This is a genomic window from Duganella sp. 1411 (genome assembly GCF_017833525.1).
Lineage (GTDB): Bacteria > Pseudomonadota > Gammaproteobacteria > Burkholderiales > Burkholderiaceae_D > Rugamonas.
In genome coordinates, this window is sequence record NZ_JAFICD010000005.1 from 176,197 (window position 1) to 196,593 (window position 20,397).

Annotated in this window: 23 protein-coding genes and 1 pseudogene; 12 read left to right on the forward strand and 12 right to left on the reverse strand. The window is 66.2% G+C overall.

Going from position 1 to position 20,397, the window contains the following annotated elements:
* Window positions 1–33: 33 nt before the first annotated feature.
* Both lnt and JOD97_RS23740 read right to left on the reverse strand, forming a co-directional pair.
* On the reverse strand, window positions 34–1,605 hold the full coding sequence (gene lnt, locus JOD97_RS23735; RefSeq protein WP_209724112.1) for an apolipoprotein N-acyltransferase: 1,572 nt from the start codon (window positions 1,603–1,605) through the stop codon (window positions 34–36).
* Window positions 1,605–2,489: an HlyC/CorC family transporter gene (locus JOD97_RS23740; RefSeq protein WP_209724120.1), complete on the reverse strand. Its 885-nt coding sequence runs from the start codon at window positions 2,487–2,489 to the stop codon at window positions 1,605–1,607. Before JOD97_RS23740 ends, lnt begins: the two co-directional genes overlap by 1 nt.
* Before the next feature lie 84 nt (window positions 2,490–2,573).
* Here JOD97_RS23740 and JOD97_RS23745 point away from each other — a divergent pair, with 84 nt between their 5' ends.
* Window positions 2,574–3,059, forward strand: coding sequence for a toxin glutamine deamidase domain-containing protein (locus tag JOD97_RS23745; RefSeq protein ID WP_209724122.1), 486 nt, complete (start codon window positions 2,574–2,576; stop codon window positions 3,057–3,059).
* Window positions 3,059–3,358: a YrhB domain-containing protein gene (locus JOD97_RS23750; protein WP_209724124.1), complete on the forward strand. Its 300-nt coding sequence runs from the start codon at window positions 3,059–3,061 to the stop codon at window positions 3,356–3,358. Before JOD97_RS23745 ends, JOD97_RS23750 begins: the two co-directional genes overlap by 1 nt.
* Window position 3,359: 1 nt before the next feature.
* Here JOD97_RS23750 and ybeY read toward each other — a convergent pair whose 3' ends face one another.
* Both ybeY and JOD97_RS23760 read right to left on the reverse strand, forming a co-directional pair.
* Window positions 3,360–3,827, reverse strand: coding sequence for an rRNA maturation RNase YbeY (ybeY, locus tag JOD97_RS23755; protein ID WP_209724126.1), 468 nt, complete (start codon window positions 3,825–3,827; stop codon window positions 3,360–3,362).
* The gene (locus JOD97_RS23760; protein ID WP_209724128.1) at window positions 3,811–4,890 is read right to left on the reverse strand and encodes a PhoH family protein; all 1,080 of its coding nucleotides are present in this window, start codon (window positions 4,888–4,890) and stop codon (window positions 3,811–3,813) included. The genes ybeY and JOD97_RS23760 overlap by 17 nt, the downstream gene beginning before the upstream one ends.
* Before the next feature lie 485 nt (window positions 4,891–5,375).
* Here JOD97_RS23760 and JOD97_RS23765 point away from each other — a divergent pair, with 485 nt between their 5' ends.
* The gene (locus tag JOD97_RS23765; protein WP_090323567.1) at window positions 5,376–5,708 is read left to right on the forward strand and encodes a hypothetical protein; all 333 of its coding nucleotides are present in this window, start codon (window positions 5,376–5,378) and stop codon (window positions 5,706–5,708) included.
* A 91-nt stretch (window positions 5,709–5,799) separates the two neighbouring features.
* Here JOD97_RS23765 and JOD97_RS23770 read toward each other — a convergent pair whose 3' ends face one another.
* The gene (locus JOD97_RS23770; protein WP_209724130.1) at window positions 5,800–6,645 is read right to left on the reverse strand and encodes an HDOD domain-containing protein; all 846 of its coding nucleotides are present in this window, start codon (window positions 6,643–6,645) and stop codon (window positions 5,800–5,802) included.
* Window positions 6,638–6,994, reverse strand: coding sequence for a hypothetical protein (locus JOD97_RS23775; RefSeq protein ID WP_209724131.1), 357 nt, complete (start codon window positions 6,992–6,994; stop codon window positions 6,638–6,640). The genes JOD97_RS23770 and JOD97_RS23775 overlap by 8 nt, the downstream gene beginning before the upstream one ends.
* Before the next feature lie 170 nt (window positions 6,995–7,164).
* Here JOD97_RS23775 and JOD97_RS23780 point away from each other — a divergent pair, with 170 nt between their 5' ends.
* The 3 genes from JOD97_RS23780 to JOD97_RS23790 are packed head-to-tail and all read left to right on the forward strand — an operon-like array spanning window position 7,165 to window position 9,342.
* Window positions 7,165–8,745 (forward strand): sensor histidine kinase, encoded by a 1,581-nt coding sequence (locus JOD97_RS23780; protein ID WP_209724134.1) that lies wholly within the window; start codon window positions 7,165–7,167, stop codon window positions 8,743–8,745.
* An 11-nt stretch (window positions 8,746–8,756) separates the two neighbouring features.
* Window positions 8,757–9,158 (forward strand): DUF3224 domain-containing protein, encoded by a 402-nt coding sequence (locus tag JOD97_RS23785; protein WP_209724136.1) that lies wholly within the window; start codon window positions 8,757–8,759, stop codon window positions 9,156–9,158.
* 16 nt (window positions 9,159–9,174) lie between these two features.
* On the forward strand, window positions 9,175–9,342 hold the full coding sequence (locus JOD97_RS23790) for a hypothetical protein (RefSeq protein WP_209724138.1): 168 nt from the start codon (window positions 9,175–9,177) through the stop codon (window positions 9,340–9,342).
* Between the two features lie 55 nt (window positions 9,343–9,397).
* On the opposite strand, the gene JOD97_RS23795 is transcribed toward JOD97_RS23790, so the two are convergent.
* Window positions 9,398–9,595, reverse strand: coding sequence for a PEP-CTERM sorting domain-containing protein (locus JOD97_RS23795; protein WP_209724140.1), 198 nt, complete (start codon window positions 9,593–9,595; stop codon window positions 9,398–9,400).
* 435 nt (window positions 9,596–10,030) lie between these two features.
* Between JOD97_RS23795 and JOD97_RS23800 the strand changes: the two genes are divergently transcribed.
* The 5 genes from JOD97_RS23800 to JOD97_RS23820 all read left to right on the forward strand — a co-directional run bounded on the left by JOD97_RS23800 (window position 10,031) and on the right by JOD97_RS23820 (window position 15,364).
* Window positions 10,031–10,846, forward strand: coding sequence for a ChaN family lipoprotein (locus tag JOD97_RS23800; RefSeq protein WP_209724143.1), 816 nt, complete (start codon window positions 10,031–10,033; stop codon window positions 10,844–10,846).
* Window positions 10,843–11,163 carry a thioredoxin family protein gene (locus JOD97_RS23805; RefSeq protein ID WP_209724145.1) on the forward strand — a complete coding sequence of 107 codons (321 nt, stop codon included), beginning with the start codon at window positions 10,843–10,845 and terminating at the stop codon, window positions 11,161–11,163. Before JOD97_RS23800 ends, JOD97_RS23805 begins: the two co-directional genes overlap by 4 nt.
* A gap of 165 nt (window positions 11,164–11,328) precedes the next feature.
* Window positions 11,329–12,627: an MFS transporter gene (locus JOD97_RS23810; RefSeq protein ID WP_209724147.1), complete on the forward strand. Its 1,299-nt coding sequence runs from the start codon at window positions 11,329–11,331 to the stop codon at window positions 12,625–12,627.
* Window positions 12,628–12,862: 235 nt separating this feature from the next.
* On the forward strand, window positions 12,863–14,266 hold the full coding sequence (locus JOD97_RS23815; RefSeq protein WP_209724149.1) for an MFS transporter: 1,404 nt from the start codon (window positions 12,863–12,865) through the stop codon (window positions 14,264–14,266).
* 108 nt (window positions 14,267–14,374) lie between these two features.
* Window positions 14,375–15,364: a LacI family DNA-binding transcriptional regulator gene (locus tag JOD97_RS23820; RefSeq protein WP_209724151.1), complete on the forward strand. Its 990-nt coding sequence runs from the start codon at window positions 14,375–14,377 to the stop codon at window positions 15,362–15,364.
* Between the two features lie 165 nt (window positions 15,365–15,529).
* Here the strand turns inward: JOD97_RS23820 and JOD97_RS23825 are convergent.
* The 5 genes and pseudogenes from JOD97_RS23825 to JOD97_RS23845 all read right to left on the reverse strand — a co-directional run.
* Window positions 15,530–15,673 (reverse strand): annotated as a pseudogene (locus JOD97_RS23825) (FAD/NAD(P)-binding oxidoreductase); the annotation flags it as partial.
* Between the two features lie 96 nt (window positions 15,674–15,769).
* Window positions 15,770–17,032: an FAD/NAD(P)-binding oxidoreductase gene (locus JOD97_RS23830; protein WP_209724154.1), complete on the reverse strand. Its 1,263-nt coding sequence runs from the start codon at window positions 17,030–17,032 to the stop codon at window positions 15,770–15,772.
* Window positions 17,029–17,337 (reverse strand): 2Fe-2S iron-sulfur cluster-binding protein, encoded by a 309-nt coding sequence (locus JOD97_RS23835; protein ID WP_209724158.1) that lies wholly within the window; start codon window positions 17,335–17,337, stop codon window positions 17,029–17,031. Before JOD97_RS23835 ends, JOD97_RS23830 begins: the two co-directional genes overlap by 4 nt.
* The gene (locus JOD97_RS23840) at window positions 17,330–18,436 is read right to left on the reverse strand and encodes an FAD-dependent oxidoreductase (protein WP_209724161.1); all 1,107 of its coding nucleotides are present in this window, start codon (window positions 18,434–18,436) and stop codon (window positions 17,330–17,332) included. Before JOD97_RS23840 ends, JOD97_RS23835 begins: the two co-directional genes overlap by 8 nt.
* Window positions 18,433–19,365, reverse strand: coding sequence for a 4-hydroxyproline epimerase (locus tag JOD97_RS23845; protein WP_229264670.1), 933 nt, complete (start codon window positions 19,363–19,365; stop codon window positions 18,433–18,435). The genes JOD97_RS23840 and JOD97_RS23845 overlap by 4 nt, the downstream gene beginning before the upstream one ends.
* Before the next feature lie 123 nt (window positions 19,366–19,488).
* On the opposite strand from JOD97_RS23845, the gene JOD97_RS23850 reads away from it, so the two are divergent.
* Window positions 19,489–20,304: an AraC family transcriptional regulator gene (locus JOD97_RS23850; RefSeq protein WP_229264671.1), complete on the forward strand. Its 816-nt coding sequence runs from the start codon at window positions 19,489–19,491 to the stop codon at window positions 20,302–20,304.
* Window positions 20,305–20,397 lie beyond the last annotated feature (93 nt).

Below are 20,397 nucleotides of genomic sequence, written 5' to 3' on the forward strand. Positions count from 1 at the left end.
ATTTTAGCGGGTTTTGCCGGGAGCCTGTAGAGATTAAGCGGCTTGGGCGCGGTTTTTTGCGCGCCGCGCCCAAAACCAGGCGCCGCCCAGCGCCAGCGCCGCCAGCAGCAGAAAGAGCTTATTACCCCAGAGGATATACGGCGTGCTGCCGGCCATGCCCTGGACGTTGGCGGCCAAGGTGCCGAAGGTGTTCACCGGCAGCTGTTGAACCAACTTGCCATGGCCGTCGATGATGGCGGTGGCGCCGGTGTTGGTCGCCCGCAGCATCGGCCGGCCCGTCTCCAGCGTGCGCATTTGCGAGATCTGCAAATGCTGCGGAATGGCGATGGTGTCGCCGAACCAGGCCAGGTTGGACACGTTGAGCAGCATCGTGGCCGGCTTCTGGCCCTGCGCCGGATGGTTCAACTGCGCGGCGATCTCCTCGCCGAACAAGTCCTCGTAGCAGATGTTGGGCAGTACGCGCTGGTCCTTGATCGGAAAGGCCGGCTGGATGTCGGCGCCGCTGGTCTGGTCGCCCAGCGGGATCGACATCAGGTTGACGAACCAGCGGAAGCCGAGCGGAATGAATTCGCCGAACGGCACCAGATGGTGCTTGTCGTAGCGGTAGTAGCTGCTGGCCTGGCGCGGCGTCAGGCCGATCACGCTGTTGAAATAGGCGCTCTGGCTGTCGGCCAGCGGGATGCCCAGTATCAGGTTGCTGTTGGTCTGGTTGAGGAACTGGGCGATGCCGGGCAGGTAGTCCGGCGGCAGCTGCTGCGGCAGCATGACGATGGCCGTCTCCGGCGTGGCGATCAAGTCGGCCGGCGCGGCGGTGATGGCGTCGTGGTACAGCTTCATCGTCCCGAGCACGCGGGCGCCGTCGAATTTTTCGCTTTGCGGGATATTCCCCTGCAGCAGACGCACCGAGATCGGTTTGCCTTCCGGGTAGGTCCACTGCGCGTAGGTCAGGCCGACGCCGATGGCCAAGATGGCGACGACCAGCGCGGCGGCCTTGACGCGGGTGCGGTGCAACAGCAGCAGCAGGGCGCCGGCGATGACGGCCGCCAGCCACCCGAGGCCGTAGACGCCGACGAGCGGCGCGTAGCCGGCCAGCGGACTGTGATTGTGGGCGTAGCCGGCCGACATCCACGGAAAGCCCGTGAACAGCCAGGCGCGCACCCATTCGAACAGGGCCCACATGGCCGGCAGCACCAGCAGGTTGGCGGCCGGCAGCGGCAGCGCCCAGCGCTTGCGCAGCCAGGCCGCGCCGCCCATCGCCAGCGCCACGTAGAAGCCCATGCCCCACGCCAGCAGCAGCACGGCGGCGACGGCGACCGGCGCCGGCATGGCGCCGTAGTCGTGCATCGACACGTACAGCCAATGGGTGCCGGCGGCGGTCCAGCCGAAGCCGAAGGCCCAGCCGATCAGCCCCGCGCTTTTGACGTCGGCGCTGCGCAGCACCTGGTAGAAGAGGGTCGCCAGGCCGAGGATCTCGAGCGGCCACCAGCCGAACGGCGCGAAGGCGAACACGCACATCGCGCCGGCCAGCAGGGTGATGATCATCCGACCTTTGGTGCTGCGTTGCGGCTTGGGCGGATCGTTCGGATTGGCGCGGCGAAAGCGCATTATTGGGTGTCGCCGGCGTCGGGGGCGGGCGGCAGTTTTTCCACCAGCAGCACGTGGATTTGGCGGGCGTCGGCGCGCAGCACTTCAAAGCGCATGCCCTGGTAGTCGAAGATGTCGCCCTTGTGCGGCATGCGCGCCAGGTGCTTGGCCACCAGGCCGCCGATGGTGTCGACGTCGTCGTCCGGCAGCGCGGTGTCGAGTTCCTCGTTGAACTGTTCGATCTCGGTCAGCGCCTTGATGCGCCAGCGCGGGCCGTGCACGCCCTCTTTGATCGAGAGGATGTTGTCCTCTTCCTCGTCGAAGTCGTACTCGTCCTCGATGTCGCCGACGATCTGTTCGAGCACGTCCTCGATGGTGATCAGGCCGGCCACGCCGCTGTACTCGTCGACCACGATGGCCATGTGGTTGTGGTTGGCGCGGAAGTCGCGCAGCAGCACGTTCAGGCGCTTCGATTCGGGGATGAAGATGGCCGGGCGCAGCATGTCGCGCACGTCGAACGATTCCTCGGCGTAGTAGCGCAGCAGGTCCTTGGCCAGCAGGATGCCGATCACCTTGTCGCGCTCGCCCTCGATGGCGGGGAAGCGCGAGTGGGCCGTGGCCAGCACCTGCGGCATCCATTCTTCGATCGGCTTGGAGATGTCGATGACGTCCATCTGCGAGCGCGGGATCATGATGTCGCGCGCCGACAGGTCGGAGACCTGGAACACGCCTTCGATCATCGACAGGGCGTCGGCGTCGATCAGGTTGCGTTCGTGGGCGTCGTGCAGGACTTCGAGCAGTTCCGCTCGGTTCTCTGGCTCGGGGGAAATCAGCGCGGTCAGCCGTTCAAACAGCGACCGATGGGGTTTGGCGTCAGTTTTGACGCCACTAGAGTGCTCTTGCATAGTAGGCGTGAGCCGTTGTTACGAAGGGGTATAGGATACACCAAAAGCTCAAGATAGCAGGTTTTTGTCAAAAAAGCAGCGTATTTGATCGGGGAATGGAGCCAGGCATCGTTTGATTATTCTCAGCGCATCGGCCTGTGGTCGGGGGCATGCTGGACAGATTTCCTCGACGACGGTGGTATGGCGATGAGTTTCTTGGCAGGCACAGTGCGACGTATTAATCCTGGTCAGAGCAAGACGAACTGCGTTAATTGCGTCATTGCAACGGAGGCGATGCTCGCAGGCCGTCCTGCTTCGGCGCTGCCGGGTGGCCCCGATAGCATCGCTATACTTGAACGAATATTTGGCGCAAAATTTAGTGGGGTTGGCCATCTTGGCGAGGTGGCGCAGGCTCTGCTGGCCGCAGGCAGCGGAAGTCGCGGGATCGTCTACGGTAGCCGCGGCGGCGGAGTAGGCCATGTCTTCAACGCCGTGAATCAATACGGTGTTATCCGCTTCCTCGATGGCCAAACCGGCACGGCTGCCGTGGTCGGTGGTTACACCGCGCTTCGTTTTTTAAGGACCAAATAATGGATACGCTCAATCGCGCCGCTGCTTTGGAAATCGCTCGAGCCAAGGTCGATGAACTGGGCCGGATGGCGGGCGATGCCTTCGACATTGTGACGGCCGAAACACAAGAGGTGAAGCAAGGCTGGCTGTTTTTCTACAATTCAGCCGATTTTATCCGGACCGGCGACCCCATGTTCGCGCTGGCGGGCAATGGGCCGCTGCTGGTTCTACGGGACGGACAGGTCGTCACGCTGCCGACAGCGGTGCCTTGGCAGGACGCAATAGACCAATGTGCGATTCCGGAGCCGACGGGCGGTTGAGTCATTCCGCGTAGGGGTCGGCGTAACCGAGTTCGGCCAGCAGCTCGGTCTCGATGCCCTCCATCTCGGCCGCTTCCTCGTCGTCCTCGTGGTCGTAACCCTGCGCGTGCAGCACGCCGTGCACGACCAGGTGGGCGGTGTGCTCCTCGACCGATTTGTGTTGCTCGGCAGCTTCCCTTTCCAGCACGTCGGTGCACAGGATGATGTCGGCGCGGGTCGGGGCGTCGTCCGGCAGCTCCTCCTCGCCCTCGTTGTAGGCGAACGTCAACACGTTGGTGGCGTAGTCCTTGCCGCGGTATTGCTGGTTGAGCGCGCGGCCTTCCTCGGCGTCGACGAAACGGATGGTCAGCTCGGCCGGCGCGAACAGCGCGGCCTGGATCCACTTGCGGATCGCCGGCCGGGTGATGACTTCTTTGAGGCGGGCGTCGGGATACTGCACCGACAAGGTCAGTTTATTTTTTACGGACATTTTTCAGGGCGGTGGCTTTGAGTAACGGGGCGATCTCGGCTTCGTGGTTGTGCGCCGTCTCGTAGGCGTCGACGATGCGCGCGACCAGCGGATGGCGCACCACGTCCTCGCTGTTGAAGTGGCTGAAGGCGATGCCGCGCACATCCTTCAACACCTGAACCGCGTCGACCAGGCCGCTCTTCTGGCTTTTGTGCAAGTCCACCTGCGTGACGTCACCCGTGATGACGGCCTTGCTGCCGAAACCGATGCGCGTCAGGAACATCTTCATCTGCTCGACGGTGGTGTTTTGCGCCTCGTCCAAGATCACGAACGCGTGGTTGAGCGTGCGCCCGCGCATATAGGCCAGCGGGGCGATCTCGATGACTTGCTTCTCGAACATTTTCTGCGTGCGGTCGAAGCCCAGCAGGTCGTACAGCGCGTCGTACAGCGGGCGCAGGTAGGGATCGACCTTTTGCGCCAGGTCGCCCGGCAGGAAGCCCAGCCTCTCGCCGGCCTCGACGGCCGGCCGGGTCAGGATGATGCGCTTGACGGCGTCGCGCTCGAGCGCGTCGACCGCGCAGGCCACGGCCAGGTAGGTCTTGCCGGTCCCGGCCGGGCCGACGCCGAAGCTGATGTCGTGTTCGAGGATATTGCGCAGGTAACGGATCTGGTGCGGGGTGCGCCCGCGCAGGTCGGCGCGGCGCGTTTTGAGCACCGGGCTGTTGATCTCCGGCTCGACGAACGGCGCCGCGGCCACCGCGTGCGGCTTGGCGTCGGCGCCGGCCGGGGCGGCGTTGGCGGCGGCGGCCAGCCCGGCGCGCTGTTCGACCAGCGCCAGTTGCACTTCCTCGATCGGCACGACCTTGTTGGCGACGGCGTAGAACTGGTCGAGGATTTGCACCGCGCGCTCGGCATTGTGGCCGCTGACGATGAATTTCTCGCCGCGACGGAAAATGGTGACGTCCAGCGCGGCCGAGATCTGCCGCAGGTTTTCGTCGAGCGGGCCGCACAAATGCGCCAGGCGCGCGTTATCGAGCGGCTCCGGAACAAAGTAATGCGGCTGAACGGGGGTTTTGGTTTTCAATGGAATGCTTTATCAGAGGGGGGCGCACTGCGCACAGGCGCTAGTTTAACGTAATTTGCCGCCGCCAACCGCGCCCGGCGCGTATTTCAGGGCGGGTGGGCGGCACCGCCGCGCGCCCGGCAACCGGCCCCCGGCCGCCACCCGATGTTGCACAGGCCGCGACACAGTTGCCACAGGGTAGTATCGGCGCCGGCCCTCTGCATGAACTTGCTTCATGTAACAATTTCCTACAGGTTCTTGCGTGCGACACCCTCCGGCCCCATGTGATGAAATAGCATAGTTGTTAAGTTTTCTAGCCGGCGGTTGATGTCAAACAATCTTCACGCACCGCGCGCCGGCTGGAGCAGTCCCTTTAAGCATAGAATTCTCTTGCGCGAAAGGCAATTCAGGAGGGCGGAATGACCGGACAACTTTAATTACTAAATTCTAAGTTGTCCTTAAGTTCCAACCAGCACTATCTCTTCACCCAACCAACGAGGAAAATCATGGCACATCACGCTCTTGCTTCCCAAGAAAGCTACAACCCGAACCATCTGCTCGACATCCTGCTGGGCAAGATGCAACTGAAAAACGACGCCGCGCTGTCGCGCCTGCTGGAGGTCGCTCCGCCGGTCATCAGCAAAATCCGTCACCACCGCCTGCCGGTCGGCGCTTCGCTGCTGATCCGCATGCACGAGGTGACCGGCATGAGCATCCGCGACCTGCGTGATTTGATGGGCGACCGCCGCACCAAGTACCGCCTGTCCGACGCCCAGGGCCGTCCGAAGCCAGAAGAGCGTCCAGAAAAGGCCGAGGCCGGAAACTACGCGCGTCATTAATGCGCCCGCAGCTTCCGCACTTGCCGCGCCCGGGTTGAGCGTTGCACACGCGCAGCCCGGCCGGCAGGTAGCCTTTCGTGCAGGCAGCCGGTTAGCTCAGTAGCACCATCGAAATTTCTTCATATTGCAGTTCGGTTTCGCGGAACAGTTGTAGATAGACTTCTTCATCCAGACCCAGCGCGGTCCAGGCCACGGTTGACACGGGCGGCACCAAGTCGTCCCGCACCTGCGCCAGATCGAGCGCGTGGACGATGGCGTCGGCCACATGAATGATGGCCGCAAGGAAACCCGCGCCCGGCGCCTCCGGGTCGTGGTGGCCGCCGATGGCCAGCCGCATCGTATCGGAAAAATTCCAGTGTTCGGCCAGCGCCATGCCGGCGTCGACATGATCGACGCCCAGCACCTTGCGTTCGGCCTCCAGCAAATAACAGTCGTGCTGCTCGCGGTAGGCGAGCGTCTCCGAATATTGGTTGGGGAAGCACGCCACCAGCACCAGCCGGCCGATGTCGTGCAGCAGGCCGGCCGTGAACGCGTAATCCTGGTTGAAGCGCATCTGCCGCGCCAGCACCTTGGCGCAGGCGGCCGTGGCGATCGAGTGGCGCCAGAACGCCTTGTGGTCGAAGCCCGGGCAGTGGCCCTCGGCGAAGCAGCCGGTGACGGCCGCCGCCGTGATCAGGTTGCGCGTGGTCTGGAAGCCCAGGTAGGTGATGGCCTGCTGGATGGTGGTGACCTTGACCTGCAGCCCGTACAGCGAGGAGTTGGCCAGCCGCAAGGTCTTGGCCGTCAGCGCCTGGTCGTGCGAGACCTTCTTGGCCAGCACCGAGATGTCGACGTCGTCCTGGTCTATGCTGTTGAGCAATTCCATGACCACCGCCGGCAGCGACGGCAGGTCGTCGAGGTTGCGCACCACGTCGTCGTAGCTGAGGGTGTTACTCATGCTCGGGGTGCTCCTGCGGGGTGGCCCGGTTCAGCCGGAAATCGGTGACGAAGCGGCGCAGCAGCGCGGTGGCCCAGTCGCTGTCGCTGTCGGCGTCGTTTTTGCGGAACAGCTGGTCGATGCGCGCCTGATGATGGGCCAGCGCCGCCTGCGCCTGCTCGGGCGCCACGTCCTCGCGCACGATCGGCAGCACCGCGATGCCGTGGCGCGGCATCAGCGCCAGCATCGTGTCGGTCAGCACGGTGCCCTGCGCCAGCAGCACATGGCCCTGGACGTCGAGCAGCTCGTCCGACAGCACCATGCCCGGCCGCACCTCGGCCAGCGCCAGTTGATGATAATTGCCCGCCATGCTGCCTCCGGTGATTGTCGGTTGGTGTGTCCGCCTGACTATGTTGCACAATATTACCATCGCGCGCGGGCGAAGTCTGCCCGGCCGCCGCCCCAAATTCTTGCCAAGATGCAGCCCATACCGTACATTGGGACGTTGCCGTCAAATACGTGGTCGGGGGAGGTTGTTCGATGTCTGGTATTCAAGGCCGTCTGACGCTGTTGTTCGTGGTCATCGTGACCCTGGTGCTGGGCATTTCCGGCACCTACGCGCAGTACAGCCTCGGTCACGAACTCGAAGTGAGCAGCCAGCGCCTGCGCCAGGGCGTGCTGACCCGGCTTCAAACCAGTTTGCCGTCGGCGTTGTGGGACCTCGACAAGGCCAAGGTCGACAACATCGTCGCCGCCGAGATGATGCCGCCCGAGCTGGTGTCGATCCGCGTCTACGACACCTCGGTCGGCCTGTTTTCCGGCCGCCTGCGCCACGAGGACGGCAAGATCAGCGCGATCGAGAACGACGCCGCCGTCGGCGGCACGCCGGTGGTGGCCGACCTGGCCTACCGCGACTCGGGCGCGGCCGGCGCCGCGCTCAAGCCGGTCATCGTCGGCCGCGTGGTGGTCAATTTCAGCCGCGCCCAGATCGACGCCACCTTGGCGGCCGAGGTGCGCCGCAAGGTGATCGAGGTGCTGCTGCTCGATTTGATCCTGGTGGCGGCGCTGGCGTTGTCGCTGCGCATAGTGTTCGACCCGCTCAAGCGCCTGCGCGACGGCCTGTTCGACCTGGCCACGCGCGGCAGCGACGAAGTCGAGGAGCTGGCCGACAGCCGCCACGACGAGCTCGGCGAGGTGATCCGCGGCTTCAACGCCATCCAGCGCAAGGTCAAATCGAACATCCAGCGCATCCGCGAGGCCGAGGACGACGCCCGCAAATCGGCCCAGGCCACCGCCAAGGCGATGGCCGACCTGCGCCGCACGCAGGAGTCGCTGCTGCAGGCCGAGCGGCTGGCCTCGCTGGGCGGCCTGGTGGCCGGCGTTGCCCACGAGATCAACACGCCGGTCGGCATCGCCCTCACCAGCGCCTCGGTGCTGATGGAGGCCACCGAGAAGGTGCAGGTGGCCGTCGAGGGCGGCAACATCAAGAAATCCGACATCATGCGCTACCTCGACACGGCCGCCGAGAGCACGCGCCTGATCATGAACAACGCCTACCGCGCCGCCCACCTGATCCACAGCTTCAAGCAGATCGCCGTCGACCAGGTCAGCGAGGCGCGCCGCCGCTTCGAATTGCGCGACTATATCAACGAGGTGGTGTCCAGCCTCCAGCCCAAGCTCAAGAAAACGCACATCGCCGTCAACATCGACTGCCCGCCCGACATCATGCTCGACAGCTATCCGGGCGCGCTGGCGCAGGTGATCACCAACCTGACGCTCAACTGCGTCGACCACGCGTTCGAGCCGGACGACGAGGGCCGCATCGTCATCGGCGTGGTGCGCCAGGGCGACTGGATCGAGATGCAGGTCAGCGACAACGGCAAGGGCATCGCGCCGGAAATGCTGGACAAGGTGTTCGACCCGTTCGTGACCACGCGGCGCGGGCAGGGCGGCACCGGGCTCGGGCTGAACATCGTGTTCAACCTGATGGCCAAACAATTCGGCGGCACGATCACGGTTGCCAGCGTGCTGGGCCACGGCGCCAGCTTCACGCTGCGCATGCCGTGCGTGACGCCGGTCGACGACACCAGCGGGCAGGCCGAAGCGCGCTTGCACGCATGAAAGGAGCGGTGATGAGCAAGGTTACAGGGGAATTTAGCGTCACGATGCAACCGGAGCCGGCCTCGGCGGTCGCGGCCGACACCGGCGTCGGCCGCATGTCGCTCGACAAGCAATACCACGGCGCGCTGCAGGCCACCGGCAAGGGCGAGATGCTGGCCTATATGGACAGCGCGCTGGGTTCGGGCGCGTACGTGGCGATCGAGCGGGTCGAGGGCACGCTCGACGGCCGGCGCGGCGACTTTCTGCTGCACCATCGCGGCCTGATGGAACGGGGCGCGCCCAGCCTGGTGGTGGCGGTGGTGCCCGATTCCGGCCGCGGCGAGCTCGCAGGGATCAGCGGCACCCTGCAGATCCGCAAAGAAGGCGGCAAGCACTACTACGATTTCGACTACCAACTGGCGGACTCCGCCTGACACCCCTCCCGGCCGCATGAACAGGGACGCCATCCAGGGCTTGCTGATCGTGATCGCCATCGCGCTGGCGCTGGCGCTGGGCGCGGTCATGCTGACCGACGACGGCTGGCACAAGCTCGGCTGCGCGATGCGCGCCATCGCCCACGGCGTCACCCTCAGCAATATCCGCGCGCTGTGCTACTGACAACGGCCGAAAAAAATCCCGCCGGGGCGGGATTGGGTGGCCGGGCGCGGCGCGCTCAGTTTTCGAACTTGTCCGACGGCTGGCGGCGGCGCGAGGCGAAACCGAGCAGGGCCAGGCCGAGCGCCATCATGGCGAAGGTTTGCGGCTCCGGCACCGGCGTGGCGGCGGCGTCGACCGGCTGCTCGGCGTTGGCTTTCGCCAGCGGCGCCAGCTCGTCGCGCTCGTCGTCCGACGCCGCGGTTTCGGCGGCCATCGGGCACGGGGCGGCGGCGCTGGAGGCGCATTTTTCGGCTTCAATTATTGCATGTGCGGTAGGCGCGCTTGGCGCCGCATGGACGCTTGCCTGAGCCGCGCCGGCGAGGCCCAGCGCGAACAACGTGGATGCTAAAAGCGGTAATATTTTCATAATGTACTCCTAAGACGGTGCAGCGGTGACCGGGCGTTAACAGCAATTTAATGCAGACACCTTAGACTTGCGGTCGCAAAAAGCATTGCGCTCATTGCACAACGGCTATTAAACCACAACTCATAGCAAATTGCTATCTGTGTTTAGATCAAAGAAAGTTATTATTGCGCTGCAACAATAGTCAGTTTCACCGGGAAAACATTGTCGATTTCTTACAAACTCGACGTTAGGAGCAGGATGATATCCACATCTCAAAAAATCTGGCGGACAATAGGAATCGCGATGGCGGCGGCATCGGCGTTGGCCCTGGCCGGGTGCGCCGGCGGCGGGCGTGGCGCGCAGCCGGAGTCCGCCGCCGCGCCCGTCGGCCCCAACCCGCAAGTGCTGTTGCTGGGCGAGGTGCACGACAACGCCCAGGGGCAGCGGCTGCGCTACGATCTGCTGCGCCAACGGGTGGAGGGCGGCTGGCGGCCGGCCCTCGTCATGGAGCAGTTCGACCGCGAGGACCAGGATCTGCTCAACAAGGCGCAAAAGGGCTGCCTCGACGCGCAATGCGTGATCCGCGTGGTCAACGGCGCGCGCTGGGACTGGCAACTGTATTACCCGCTGATCCAGCTGGCGCTGGACTACCATCTGCCGCTGGTGGCCGGCAACCTGTCGCGCGCCGACGCCTCGCGCGTGGTGCGCGACGGGGTCGCCGCCACGTTCGATCCGCAAAGCGTCCGGGATTACCGCCTGGACCAGCCGCTGCCGGCCGACGTGCGCGCCGGGCAACGGCGCGAGATCGCCGCCGGGCACTGCGATATGACGCCGGAGATGATGATCGACGGCATGGTCAACGCCCAGGTCGCGCGCGACATCTGGATGGCCAAGATCGTGCGCGACCAGCGCCCGCGCGATGTGGTGCTGATCGCCGGCAACGGCCACGTGCGCAAGGACATCGGTGTCGCGCGCTGGCTCAACCAGATTACGCCTATACTGACGGTGCGCAGCGAGGGCTTCGTGGAAGGCGGCGACAACGCCGGCCGCTACGACGTGGCCCACCAGCTCAAGCGGCCGCAGCGCGACGATCCATGTGCCAAGTTCAAGACCAAATGAAAACTGTTTATATCCCCGAGGCGCCGGCGCGCGCCGAGATCGACACGATGCCGGGCGCCACGTTGCTGGAGTTCGGCGCCAACTGGTGCGGCCACTGCATGGCCGCGCAGGCGCCGCTGGCGCAGGCCATGGCCGGGCACGACGGCGTGGTTCACTACAAGGTGGAGGACGGACCGGGCCGGGCGCTGGGCCGCTCCTACCGCGTCAAGCTGTGGCCGACGTTGATCTTCCTGCGCGACGGCCAGGAGGTGGCGCGCGTGGTGCGTCCGCTCGACGCGGCCGGGATCGCCGCCGGATTGACGCAAATCGACCACTAGCGTCATCCGCAGTCATTCGCCGTTGATGAGCCGCCGGCGGCGCATGCATGGCCGATTACGCTACGCTAATCCGCCCTACGCCTCCTGGGCAAACATATCTGCTTGGCAAGCTGCGGAGGTCGTGTGTATGATGAGGCGCACCATCCATCCGCAGGAGCCTCACGCATGAGCCAGTCTCAACCGGTATCGACCAAGACCAATTCGCCGGCCACCGTGCTATTTGCCAGCCTGATCGGCACCACCATCGAATTCTTCGACTTCTATATCTACGCCACTGCCGCCGTGCTGGTGTTCCCCAAGCTGTTCTTCCCCGCCAGCGATCCGGCCGCCGCCACCTTGCAGTCGCTGGCCACGTTCGCCATCGCCTTCTTCGCGCGCCCGGTCGGCTCGGCCGTGTTCGGCCACTTCGGCGACCGCATCGGCCGCAAGGCCACCTTGGTGGCGGCGCTGTTGATGATGGGCATCTCGACCGTGGTGATCGGCATGCTGCCGACCTACGCGCAGATCGGCACCCTGGCGCCGGCGCTGCTGGCGCTGTGCCGCTTCGGCCAGGGCCTGGGCCTGGGCGGCGAGTGGGGCGGCGCGGTGCTGCTGGCGACCGAGAACGCGCCGCCGGGCAAGCGCGCCTGGTACGGCATGTTCCCGCAGCTGGGCGCGCCGATCGGCTTCTTCCTGTCGGGCGGCATCTTCCTGCTGCTGAGCGAAACCCTGACCGACGCCGAATTCTTCAGCTACGGCTGGCGCATTCCGTTCCTGGCCAGCTCGCTGCTGGTGGTGGTCGGCCTGTACATCCGCCTCAAGATCCACGAGACGCCGGACTTCCAGAAGGTGCTCGACAAGAACGAGCGGGTCAAGGTGCCGGTGGTGACGGTGTTCCGCAACCACGGCCGCGTGCTGGTGCTGGGCACCTTGATCGCGCTGGCCACCTTCGTGCTGTTCTACCTGATGACGGTGTTCGCGCTCAGCTGGGGCACCACGGCGCTCAAGTTCACCCGCAAGGACTTCCTGATCCAGCAATTGATCGCCGTGCTGTTCTTCGGCCTGACCATCCCGGTCGCCGCGCTGTGGGCCGACCGCTTCGGCCGCCGCACGACGCTGATCTGGGTTTCGGCCGCGATCGCCGCGTTCGGGCTGGCGCTGGCGCCGCTGTTCGGCTCGGGCAGCGTGGTGCAGATCACCGTGTTCCTGTCGCTCGGGCTGGGGCTGATGGGCATGACCTACGGCCCGCTGGGCACCATCCTGTCCGAACTGTTCCCGCCCGAGGTGCGCTACACCGGCGCCTCGCTGACGTTCAACCTGGCCGGCATCCTCGGCGCCTCGCTGGCGCCGTACATCGCCACCTGGCTGGCGACCAACTACGGCCTGCAGTACGTGGGCTACTATTTGTCGGGCGCCGCGCTGATCAGCCTGGTCGCGCTGTTGCTGGTCAAGACCGGCGACGCCCGCACGGCGCAGGCGGCGTGAGTCGTCCTACAACTGGCCGGGGCGGCGCCCCGTAACCCGCGGGGCGGCCACATGGGGTCGTACCCCGCATACCGGGGTCGTACCCCGTGCGGGGTACGACCCCGGTATGCGGGGTGCGGGTTTCGCCATCTTTGTGCTTGCTTATCAAGTTTTATAGTTGTACGATGACATACGACTAAAGTGATCTCGTGGAGACCGAGAGATCATCACCAAAAACCAAAACATAAGTGATGCCATGAACCTGAGCGAGCCAGTAACTCCGCACGTGGTGGGCCAAACCGTCGGTAAATACCGATGGACCATCTGTGCACTGTTGTTTTTTGCCACCACCGTCAACTACCTGGACCGCCAGGTATTGAGCCTGCTGGCGCCGGACCTGTCCAAGGAATTCGGCTGGAGCAACACCGACTACGCCAACATCGCCGCCGCCTTCCAGTTCGTCTACGCGGTCTCGATGCTGTTCGCCGGCCGCGTGGTCGACAAGATCGGCACCAAGGCCGCCTACGTGGTGGCGATCGTCATCTGGTCGCTCGGCGCCATCCTGCACGCGTTCTCGGTGCCGCTGGGCGAGGGCGTGGCCGTCCTCGGCGCCGCCTTCGGCGTGGTGCTGGTGCCCTCGATCGCCGGCTTCATGATCTCGCGCGCGGTGCTGGCGGTCGGCGAGGCGGGCAACTTCCCGGCCGCGATCAAGGCCACCGCCGAATACTTCCCGAAAAAAGAGCGCTCCTTCGCCACCGGCATCTTCAACTCCGGCGCCAACGTCGGCGCCATCCTGGCGCCGATCACGGTGCCGGTCATCGCCGCGATCTGGGGCTGGCAGTCGGCCTTCATCATGATTGGCATGCTGGGCTTTATCTGGATGAGCGTCTGGTTGTGGCTGTACGAGAAGCCGGAACAGCAGCCCCGCCTGTCGAAGGCGGAACTGGCCTACATCCGCAGCGACAGCGTGCAGCCGGTCGAGAAGAGCGAGCAGGCGTCGGCCGCTGCCGCCAAGAAGGTCTCGTGGTTCCAGCTGCTGAAGTATCGCCAGACCTGGGCCTTCGCCTTCGGCAAGTTCATGACCGACGGCGTCTGGTGGTTCTTCCTGTTCTGGCTGCCGACCTACCTGTCGGCCCAATACGGCATGAAGGGCGACGCCATCATCGTGCCGCTGGCCGTGTTGTACAGCATGACGATGATCGGCTCGATCGGCGGCGGCTGGTTCCCCAGCTACTTCATGTCGCGCGGTTACGCGCCGTACGACGGCCGCATGAAGGCCATGCTGGTCATCGCCTTCTTCCCGCTGGTGGTGCTGCTGGCGCAACCGCTCGGCGCGATCAGCTTCTGGGTGCCGGTGCTGCTGATCGGCGTGGGCGCCTCGGCGCACCAGGCCTGGTCGGCCAACATCTTCACCACCGTCTCGGACATGTTCCCGCAAAAATCGGTGGCCTCGGTGATCGGCATCGGCGGCATGGCCGGCGGCATCGGCGGCGTGGCGCTGACCAAATTGGGCGGCTGGGTGTTCGACTACTACAAATCGGTCAACGACATCCGCACCGGCTACATGATCATGTTCGCCATCTGCGCGCTGGCCTACCTGGTGGCGTGGTGCGTGATGAAGGCGCTGGTGCCGCGCCATAAGGAAATCACGGACCTGTAGGCGGGGCGGGTTCGGCCCGGGGGCGGCGGGGCGGCGTGATAAGATCGTCGCTTTGGCGCCGCGCCGGGGTGAACGACGTTGGCGGCCATGCCAACCCACAGCCCGATCATGAAAAAAAACGTAGCAACCATCCGCGACGTGGCGGCGGCGGCCGGCGTGTCGACGGCCACCGTCTCCAAGTTCGTCAACGGCGCGCAGCGCTTCTCGCCGGCGGTCGAGGCGACGATCAAGGAAGTCATCGCGCGCCTGGGCTACCGTTCCAACCCGCTGGCGCAATCGATGATCACCGGGCGCACCAAGAGCATCGGCCTGTCGGTGCTGGACGTGGGCAATCCGCACTTCACCAGCATCGTCAAGGGCGCCAACCGGGTCGCGCTGGCGCACGGCTACACGCTGCTGCTGGTCGACACCGAGGAAAACCCCGACCGCGAGCGGCCGTTGCTGGAGGCGCTGAGCCGGCGCGTGGACGGCTTGATCATCTTCTCGCGCATGCTCGAATCGGAGATGGACTGGGTCATGGACCTGGGCAAGCCGCTGGTGTATTTCGGCCGTCCGGCGCGGCTCAACCTGCCGTGGGTCAGCAGCGACGACCAGCGCGGCGCCGGCATGCTGGTGCGGCACCTGGTCGCGCTGGGGCACAAGCGGATCGCCTACCTGCGCTTTCCGCGCTCGCGGCGCGACGAGGAACGGTTAAGCGCGATCGCCGAGTGCCTGAAGGGTTATGGGCAGGAGCTGACGGTCTACGAGGGCGGCGCGCCGACGTCGGCCGAAGGGGAGCGGCTCTGTTCGGCGATCATGCTGGGCGGCGAGCATCCGGACGCGCTGATCTGCTACAACGACCTGATCGCGCTCGGCTTCATGAAAGCGGCGCAGACGCTGGGGTTCAATCTGCCGGCGGACATCTCGGTGGCCGGCTTCGACAACATCCAGTACGGCCAATACACGTCGCCGGCGTTGACGACGGTCGACCTGCAAAGCGAGCGCATGGGCGTCGCCGCGATGGAAAAGCTGATCGCCGCCATCGACGGCAAGGCCACGTCGGACACGACGATCGAACCGCAACTGGTGCTGCGCACCTCGATCGCCAAGCGCAACTAAAAATCCGGGGGCAGGTCCTAATGCCGCTAAGTTAAGCGGACATCGGAACCACGTAGGGCGGATTAGCGCAGCGTAATCCGCCAAGCGCCGTCGGCGGCTCATGGCGGATTACGGCGTTCGCCTAATCCGCCCTACGAAAATCGCTTTAACTTAACGGCATCAGGGTCAGGCGATCAGGGTGTCGATCCGGGTCGGCGAGATCGGCAGGCGCACCGTGTCCGGACGCCAGCCGTACAGCACTTCGGTGGCGCCGCCGCAGATGCGGCCCTGGCACGGCCCCATGCCGCAGCGCGTCTGCAGCTTAGCGGCATTAGGGTCAGGTCCACCATTTCTACACGAGCTCGACCCTAGAGCCTTGCAACGGCAGCGGCCGTGTAGAAATGGTGGACCTGACCCCGGAGTGAATCAGGCGATCAGGGTGTCGATGCGGGCCGGCGAGATCGGCAGGCGCACCGTGTCCGGACGCCAGCCGTACAGCACTTCGGTGGCGCCGCCGCAGATGCGGCCCTGGCACGGCCCCATGCCGCAGCGCGTCTGCAGCTTGGCGCAGCGCCACGTGGTGTGCGTGCGCAGCTCGCCGTGGCTGACGTCCTCGCAGCGGCAGACGATGGTGTCGTCGCCGGCCAGCGTGGCCAGCTCCGGCCGCGGCGCGAAGGCGCGCGCCAGCGATGCCGCGAATTTGCGCCAGCGATCGCGCCGGCCGAAATCGGCGTGCGCCTGCAGGATCTGGCCGCTGGCGCACAGGCCGGCGATGCGGCCCTCCACCAGCGCCAGGTCGACCCCGCCCACGCCCGTGCCTTCGCCGGCGCAGTAGATGCCGGGCACCGAGGTTTGCTGCCAGTGGTCCGCCGCGACCACCGTCTGCGCCCCCACCGTCGCGGTGTCGCAGCCGAGCGCCTGCGCCAGTTCCACATTCGGCATCAGGCCGTAGCCGCAGGCCAGGTAGTCGCATTGCAGCGTCTCCAGTTCGCGGCCCTTGCCGCGCTGGACCAGCACCGATTGCAGCGTGCCGTCGCCATGCGCCGAGCGCACGTAGCTGTCGCGCAGATAGGGCACGCCCCTGAGCCGCGCCGCCAGTCCCAGCGCCTGCGATATCTTGGACGGAGTAGCCATCAGGCCAAGGGCGAAGCGCGCCAGCGCCGGCGTTCCCGCCTGCTCGACGATGGCGACGATGTGCGCCCCCTTGAGCTTGAGCGTGGCCGCCACCGCCAGCAGCAGCGGGCCGCTGCCGGCCACCACCACCCGCTTGCCCTGTAGCGGATAGCCGCCCTTGGACAGCGCCTGCAGGCCGCCGGCGCCGGTCACGCCGGGCAGGGTCCAGCCGGGGAAGGGCAGCAGCCGCTCGCGCGCGCCGGTGGCCAGGATCAGGTGCCCGAAGCGCAGCGTGTCGGCAGCGGTCGGCGTTTGCACCCGCAACTGGCCCGGCTCCGGCGAGTACAGCACCCGCGTTTGCGGCAAAAACGTGACGTTGGGCGCCTCGCGCAGCGCGTTCCACAGTGCGCGGGCGCGCGGGTCGGCCTGCTGATCGGGGCCGCCGCGCCAGATCTGGCCGCCGGCCAGCGGATTGTCGTCGACGATGCCGACCTTGACGCCGCTGACGCAGGCGGCATGCGCGGCCGCCAGGCCGGCCGGGCCGGCGCCGATCACCAGGATGTCGTGGTAGCTCATGCCGCGCGCTCCGCTTCGCCGGTCTGCACGTGCATGCCGTCGGCGCACAAGGTCTGGCACGAGAGCTGGTGCGCGCGGCCGTCGATCGTCACGCGGCATTCCTGGCACACGCCCATGCCGCACAGCGGCGCGCGGGCGGCGCCGCCGACCGAGCGGCGGGTGACGGCGCTGCCGGCCATCGCGATCGCCGCGGCCACGCTGACGCCCGGCGCGACGCTGATGGCGCGGGCATTGATGCTGAGGGTGATGCGATCGCCTCTGTTGGCGGAACCGTGGGCCAAATCGTTGGCGGCGAAGTTAATCATGGAAGCGGCGGGGCAGGTAGGGATTGTAGGGGATGCGCGTGCTTTCGCCCTGCATCTGGCCGGCCAGCAGCTGCGCGGTCGCCAGCGAGGTGGTGATGCCCAGGCCTTCGTGGCCGGTGGCGAGCCACAGGCCGCGCCGCGCCGGGTGCGGTCCGATCAGCGGCAGGCCGTCGGGCGTGGCGGCGCGCAGGCCGGTCCAGCAGCGCAGCACGTTGAGCTGCGCCAGCGCCGGCGTGAAGGTGGTGGCGTGCCTGAGCATCCGTTGCAGCATGGCCGGCTCCACCGCCGGGTCGATTGTGTCGAACTGGCGGGAGGAGCCGATCAATACCTGTCCGGTGGGACGCGGCTGCAAATTGAACGCGACCGAATCGCCGCTGGCGGCGTGGGCGCTTTTGATATAGCCCAGTTCCACCAGTTGATGCCGGACGAAGCCGGGATAGCGGTCGGTGATGGCGATGTGTCCTTTCTTGGGCTGCACCGGTAGCTCCGGCAGCAGCGCCGACGAGCGCGAACCGGCGGCCAGCACGATGTGCTGCGCCTGATGGCGGGTGCCGTCGGCCAGCACCACCCCGTGGTCCTCGATCGCGGTGACGGCGGCGCGCTGGGTGACGGCGCCGCGCCGCATGGCGCGGTCGAGCAGGATGCGCGCGCTCTTGGGCGGGTAGACCAGGCCGTCGCCTTTGACCAGCAGGCCGCCGGCCAGCCCGGCGCGCAACTGCGGCTCGCGCGCGTACAGCGCCGCCGGCGACAGCAGCTCGCAGGTGATGCCGTAGCCCGACAGCGTCTGCGCCTTGACGCGCGCGGCGTCCATTTCCTCCTCGTCGGCGGCGACCCAGATGGTGCCGCAGCCGCTGTATTCGTGGCGCTGGGGGCGTTCGCCCACCAGATCGTTCCACAGCGAGACCGAGTACGCCGACAGCGCCAGTTCGGCCGCGTTGTCGTCCATGACCACCAGGTGGCCCATGCCGGCCGCCGTGGCGCCGCCGCCGGCGATATCCTGCTCGATGACGGCCACCCGCAGCCCACGCTCGCTGAGCGCGTCGGCACAGGCGGCGCCGACGATGCCGGCGCCGATGACGATCACGTCGGTGTTGGTCACCGGATGCCCCACACGAAGGGGTCGGTGGGGTCGAGGATCAGCTGCGCGCGGGCGTTGACCCACGCCTTGCCGCGGATGCTGGGGATCAGCTGTTCGCCGCGATAGCGGTACGAGCCCTCGAATACGCTGCCGATGACGCTTTCCTGCTTCCACAACGCGCCCTCGGCCAGCTTGCCGTCGGCCGCCAGGCAGGCCAGCTTGGCGCTGGTGCCGGTGCCGCAGGGCGAGCGGTCGTAGGCTTTGCCGGGGCACAGCACGAAGCTTTGGCTATCGGCGCCGGTGCGCGATGGCGCGAACAGTTCGATATGGTCGATCAGCGCGCCGAAGTCGCCGGTGACGCCGGAGCGCTCCAGCGCCGTGCCCACGGCCACGCTGTAGGCGGTCAGCGCCTCGACGTTGGCCACGTTCAGCTCCAGCCCGTGGCCGGAGACCAGGAAGAACCAGTTGCCACCATAGGCGACGTCGCCGGTGACCCGGCCGTAGCCCGGCACGTCCACCGCGACCTGCGCGCGGCTGCGGTAGGAGGGGACGTTGTCGACGGTGACGCTGCCGTCTTCATGCAGCTGCGCCTCGACCACGCCGACCGGCGTATCGATGCGGTGGCGGCCCGGCCCGATGCGGCCCATGTGGGCCAGCGAGGCGACCAGGCCGATGGTGCCGTGGCCGCACATGCCCAGGTAGCCGACATTGTTGAAGAAGATGACGCCCGCCGCGCAATCGGCGCTGTGCGGCTCGCACAGCAGCGCGCCGACCAGCACGTCGGAGCCGCGCGGCTCGCACACCACGGCGGAGCGGAAGCTGTCATGTTCACGCTTGAGCAGCGCCAGGCGCTCGCTCAGGGGACCGGTGCCCAGATCGGGGCCGCCGTCGGTGACCAGCCGCGTAGGTTCGCCGCCGGTGTGGGAATCGATGATGGAGATGGTTTTCATGCTTAAATTTTAGGCGTTGGCGGCCGCGCTGTCTTGCACCGCCTACGCACGATGAATGACGAAATCGGCATAATCGCGAAAAAACAGCAGACTGCCGCGCGCGCCGCTGGCACAATCGGGGGTATGGACAATTCACCTCCCCTCGACGACCCCGCGCGCCGCGCGCTGGGCGCAGGCATAGCCGATCCCTTCTTCGCCGAGGCGTTGTTCGACGCCTTGCCGGATGTGGTTTTCTTCGTCAAGGACGTGCAGGGACGGTATGTGGTGGTCAACCAGACGCTGGTGCAGCGTTGCGGCCGACGGCACAAATCGGCGCTGATCGGACGCACCCCGGCCGAAGTGTTCGCCCATCCGTTCGGCCAGAGCTACGTGGCCCAGGACATGGCGGTGCTGGGCGGCGGCCACGATATCGAGGACCAGCTGGAGCTGCATTTGTATCCCAGCCGCGATCCCGGCTGGTGCCTGACGCGCAAGACGGCGCTGCGCGACGCCGGCGGCCGCATCGTCGGCCTGACCGGCATCTCGCGCGATCTGGCGATGGCGGACAAGAAGAATCCCGCCTACCGCAAGGTGGCGGCGGCGGTGAACCTGATACAGGAACAGTATGGCCAGCCGCTGCATCTGGCCGAGTTGGCGCGCACGGCCAATATGTCGGTGGCGCAGATCGAGCGCTATTTCCTGCGTATTTTCCATCTGACGCCGCGCCAGATGATTATTCAGACCCGCGTCGAGGCGGCGTCGCGCATGCTGGGCGGCGGCGCCAGCGTGGCGGAGATCGCCCAGGCCTGCGGCTACGGCGACCATTCGGCGTTCACGCGCCAGTTCAAGGCCACCACAGGCGTGACGCCGAGCCAGTACCGCCAGCTGGCGGGCAAGGCGCCGGGCCATCCGGCCGGCCCGGAACCATCTAAATCATCTGAAACACGTAGGGCGGATTAGCGCAGCGTAATCCGCCATTGCGTGCGCCTCGACGGCTCAAAGATGGCGGATTACGTCGTCCCACCCAATCCACCCCACGTGTCACCGCGGCCT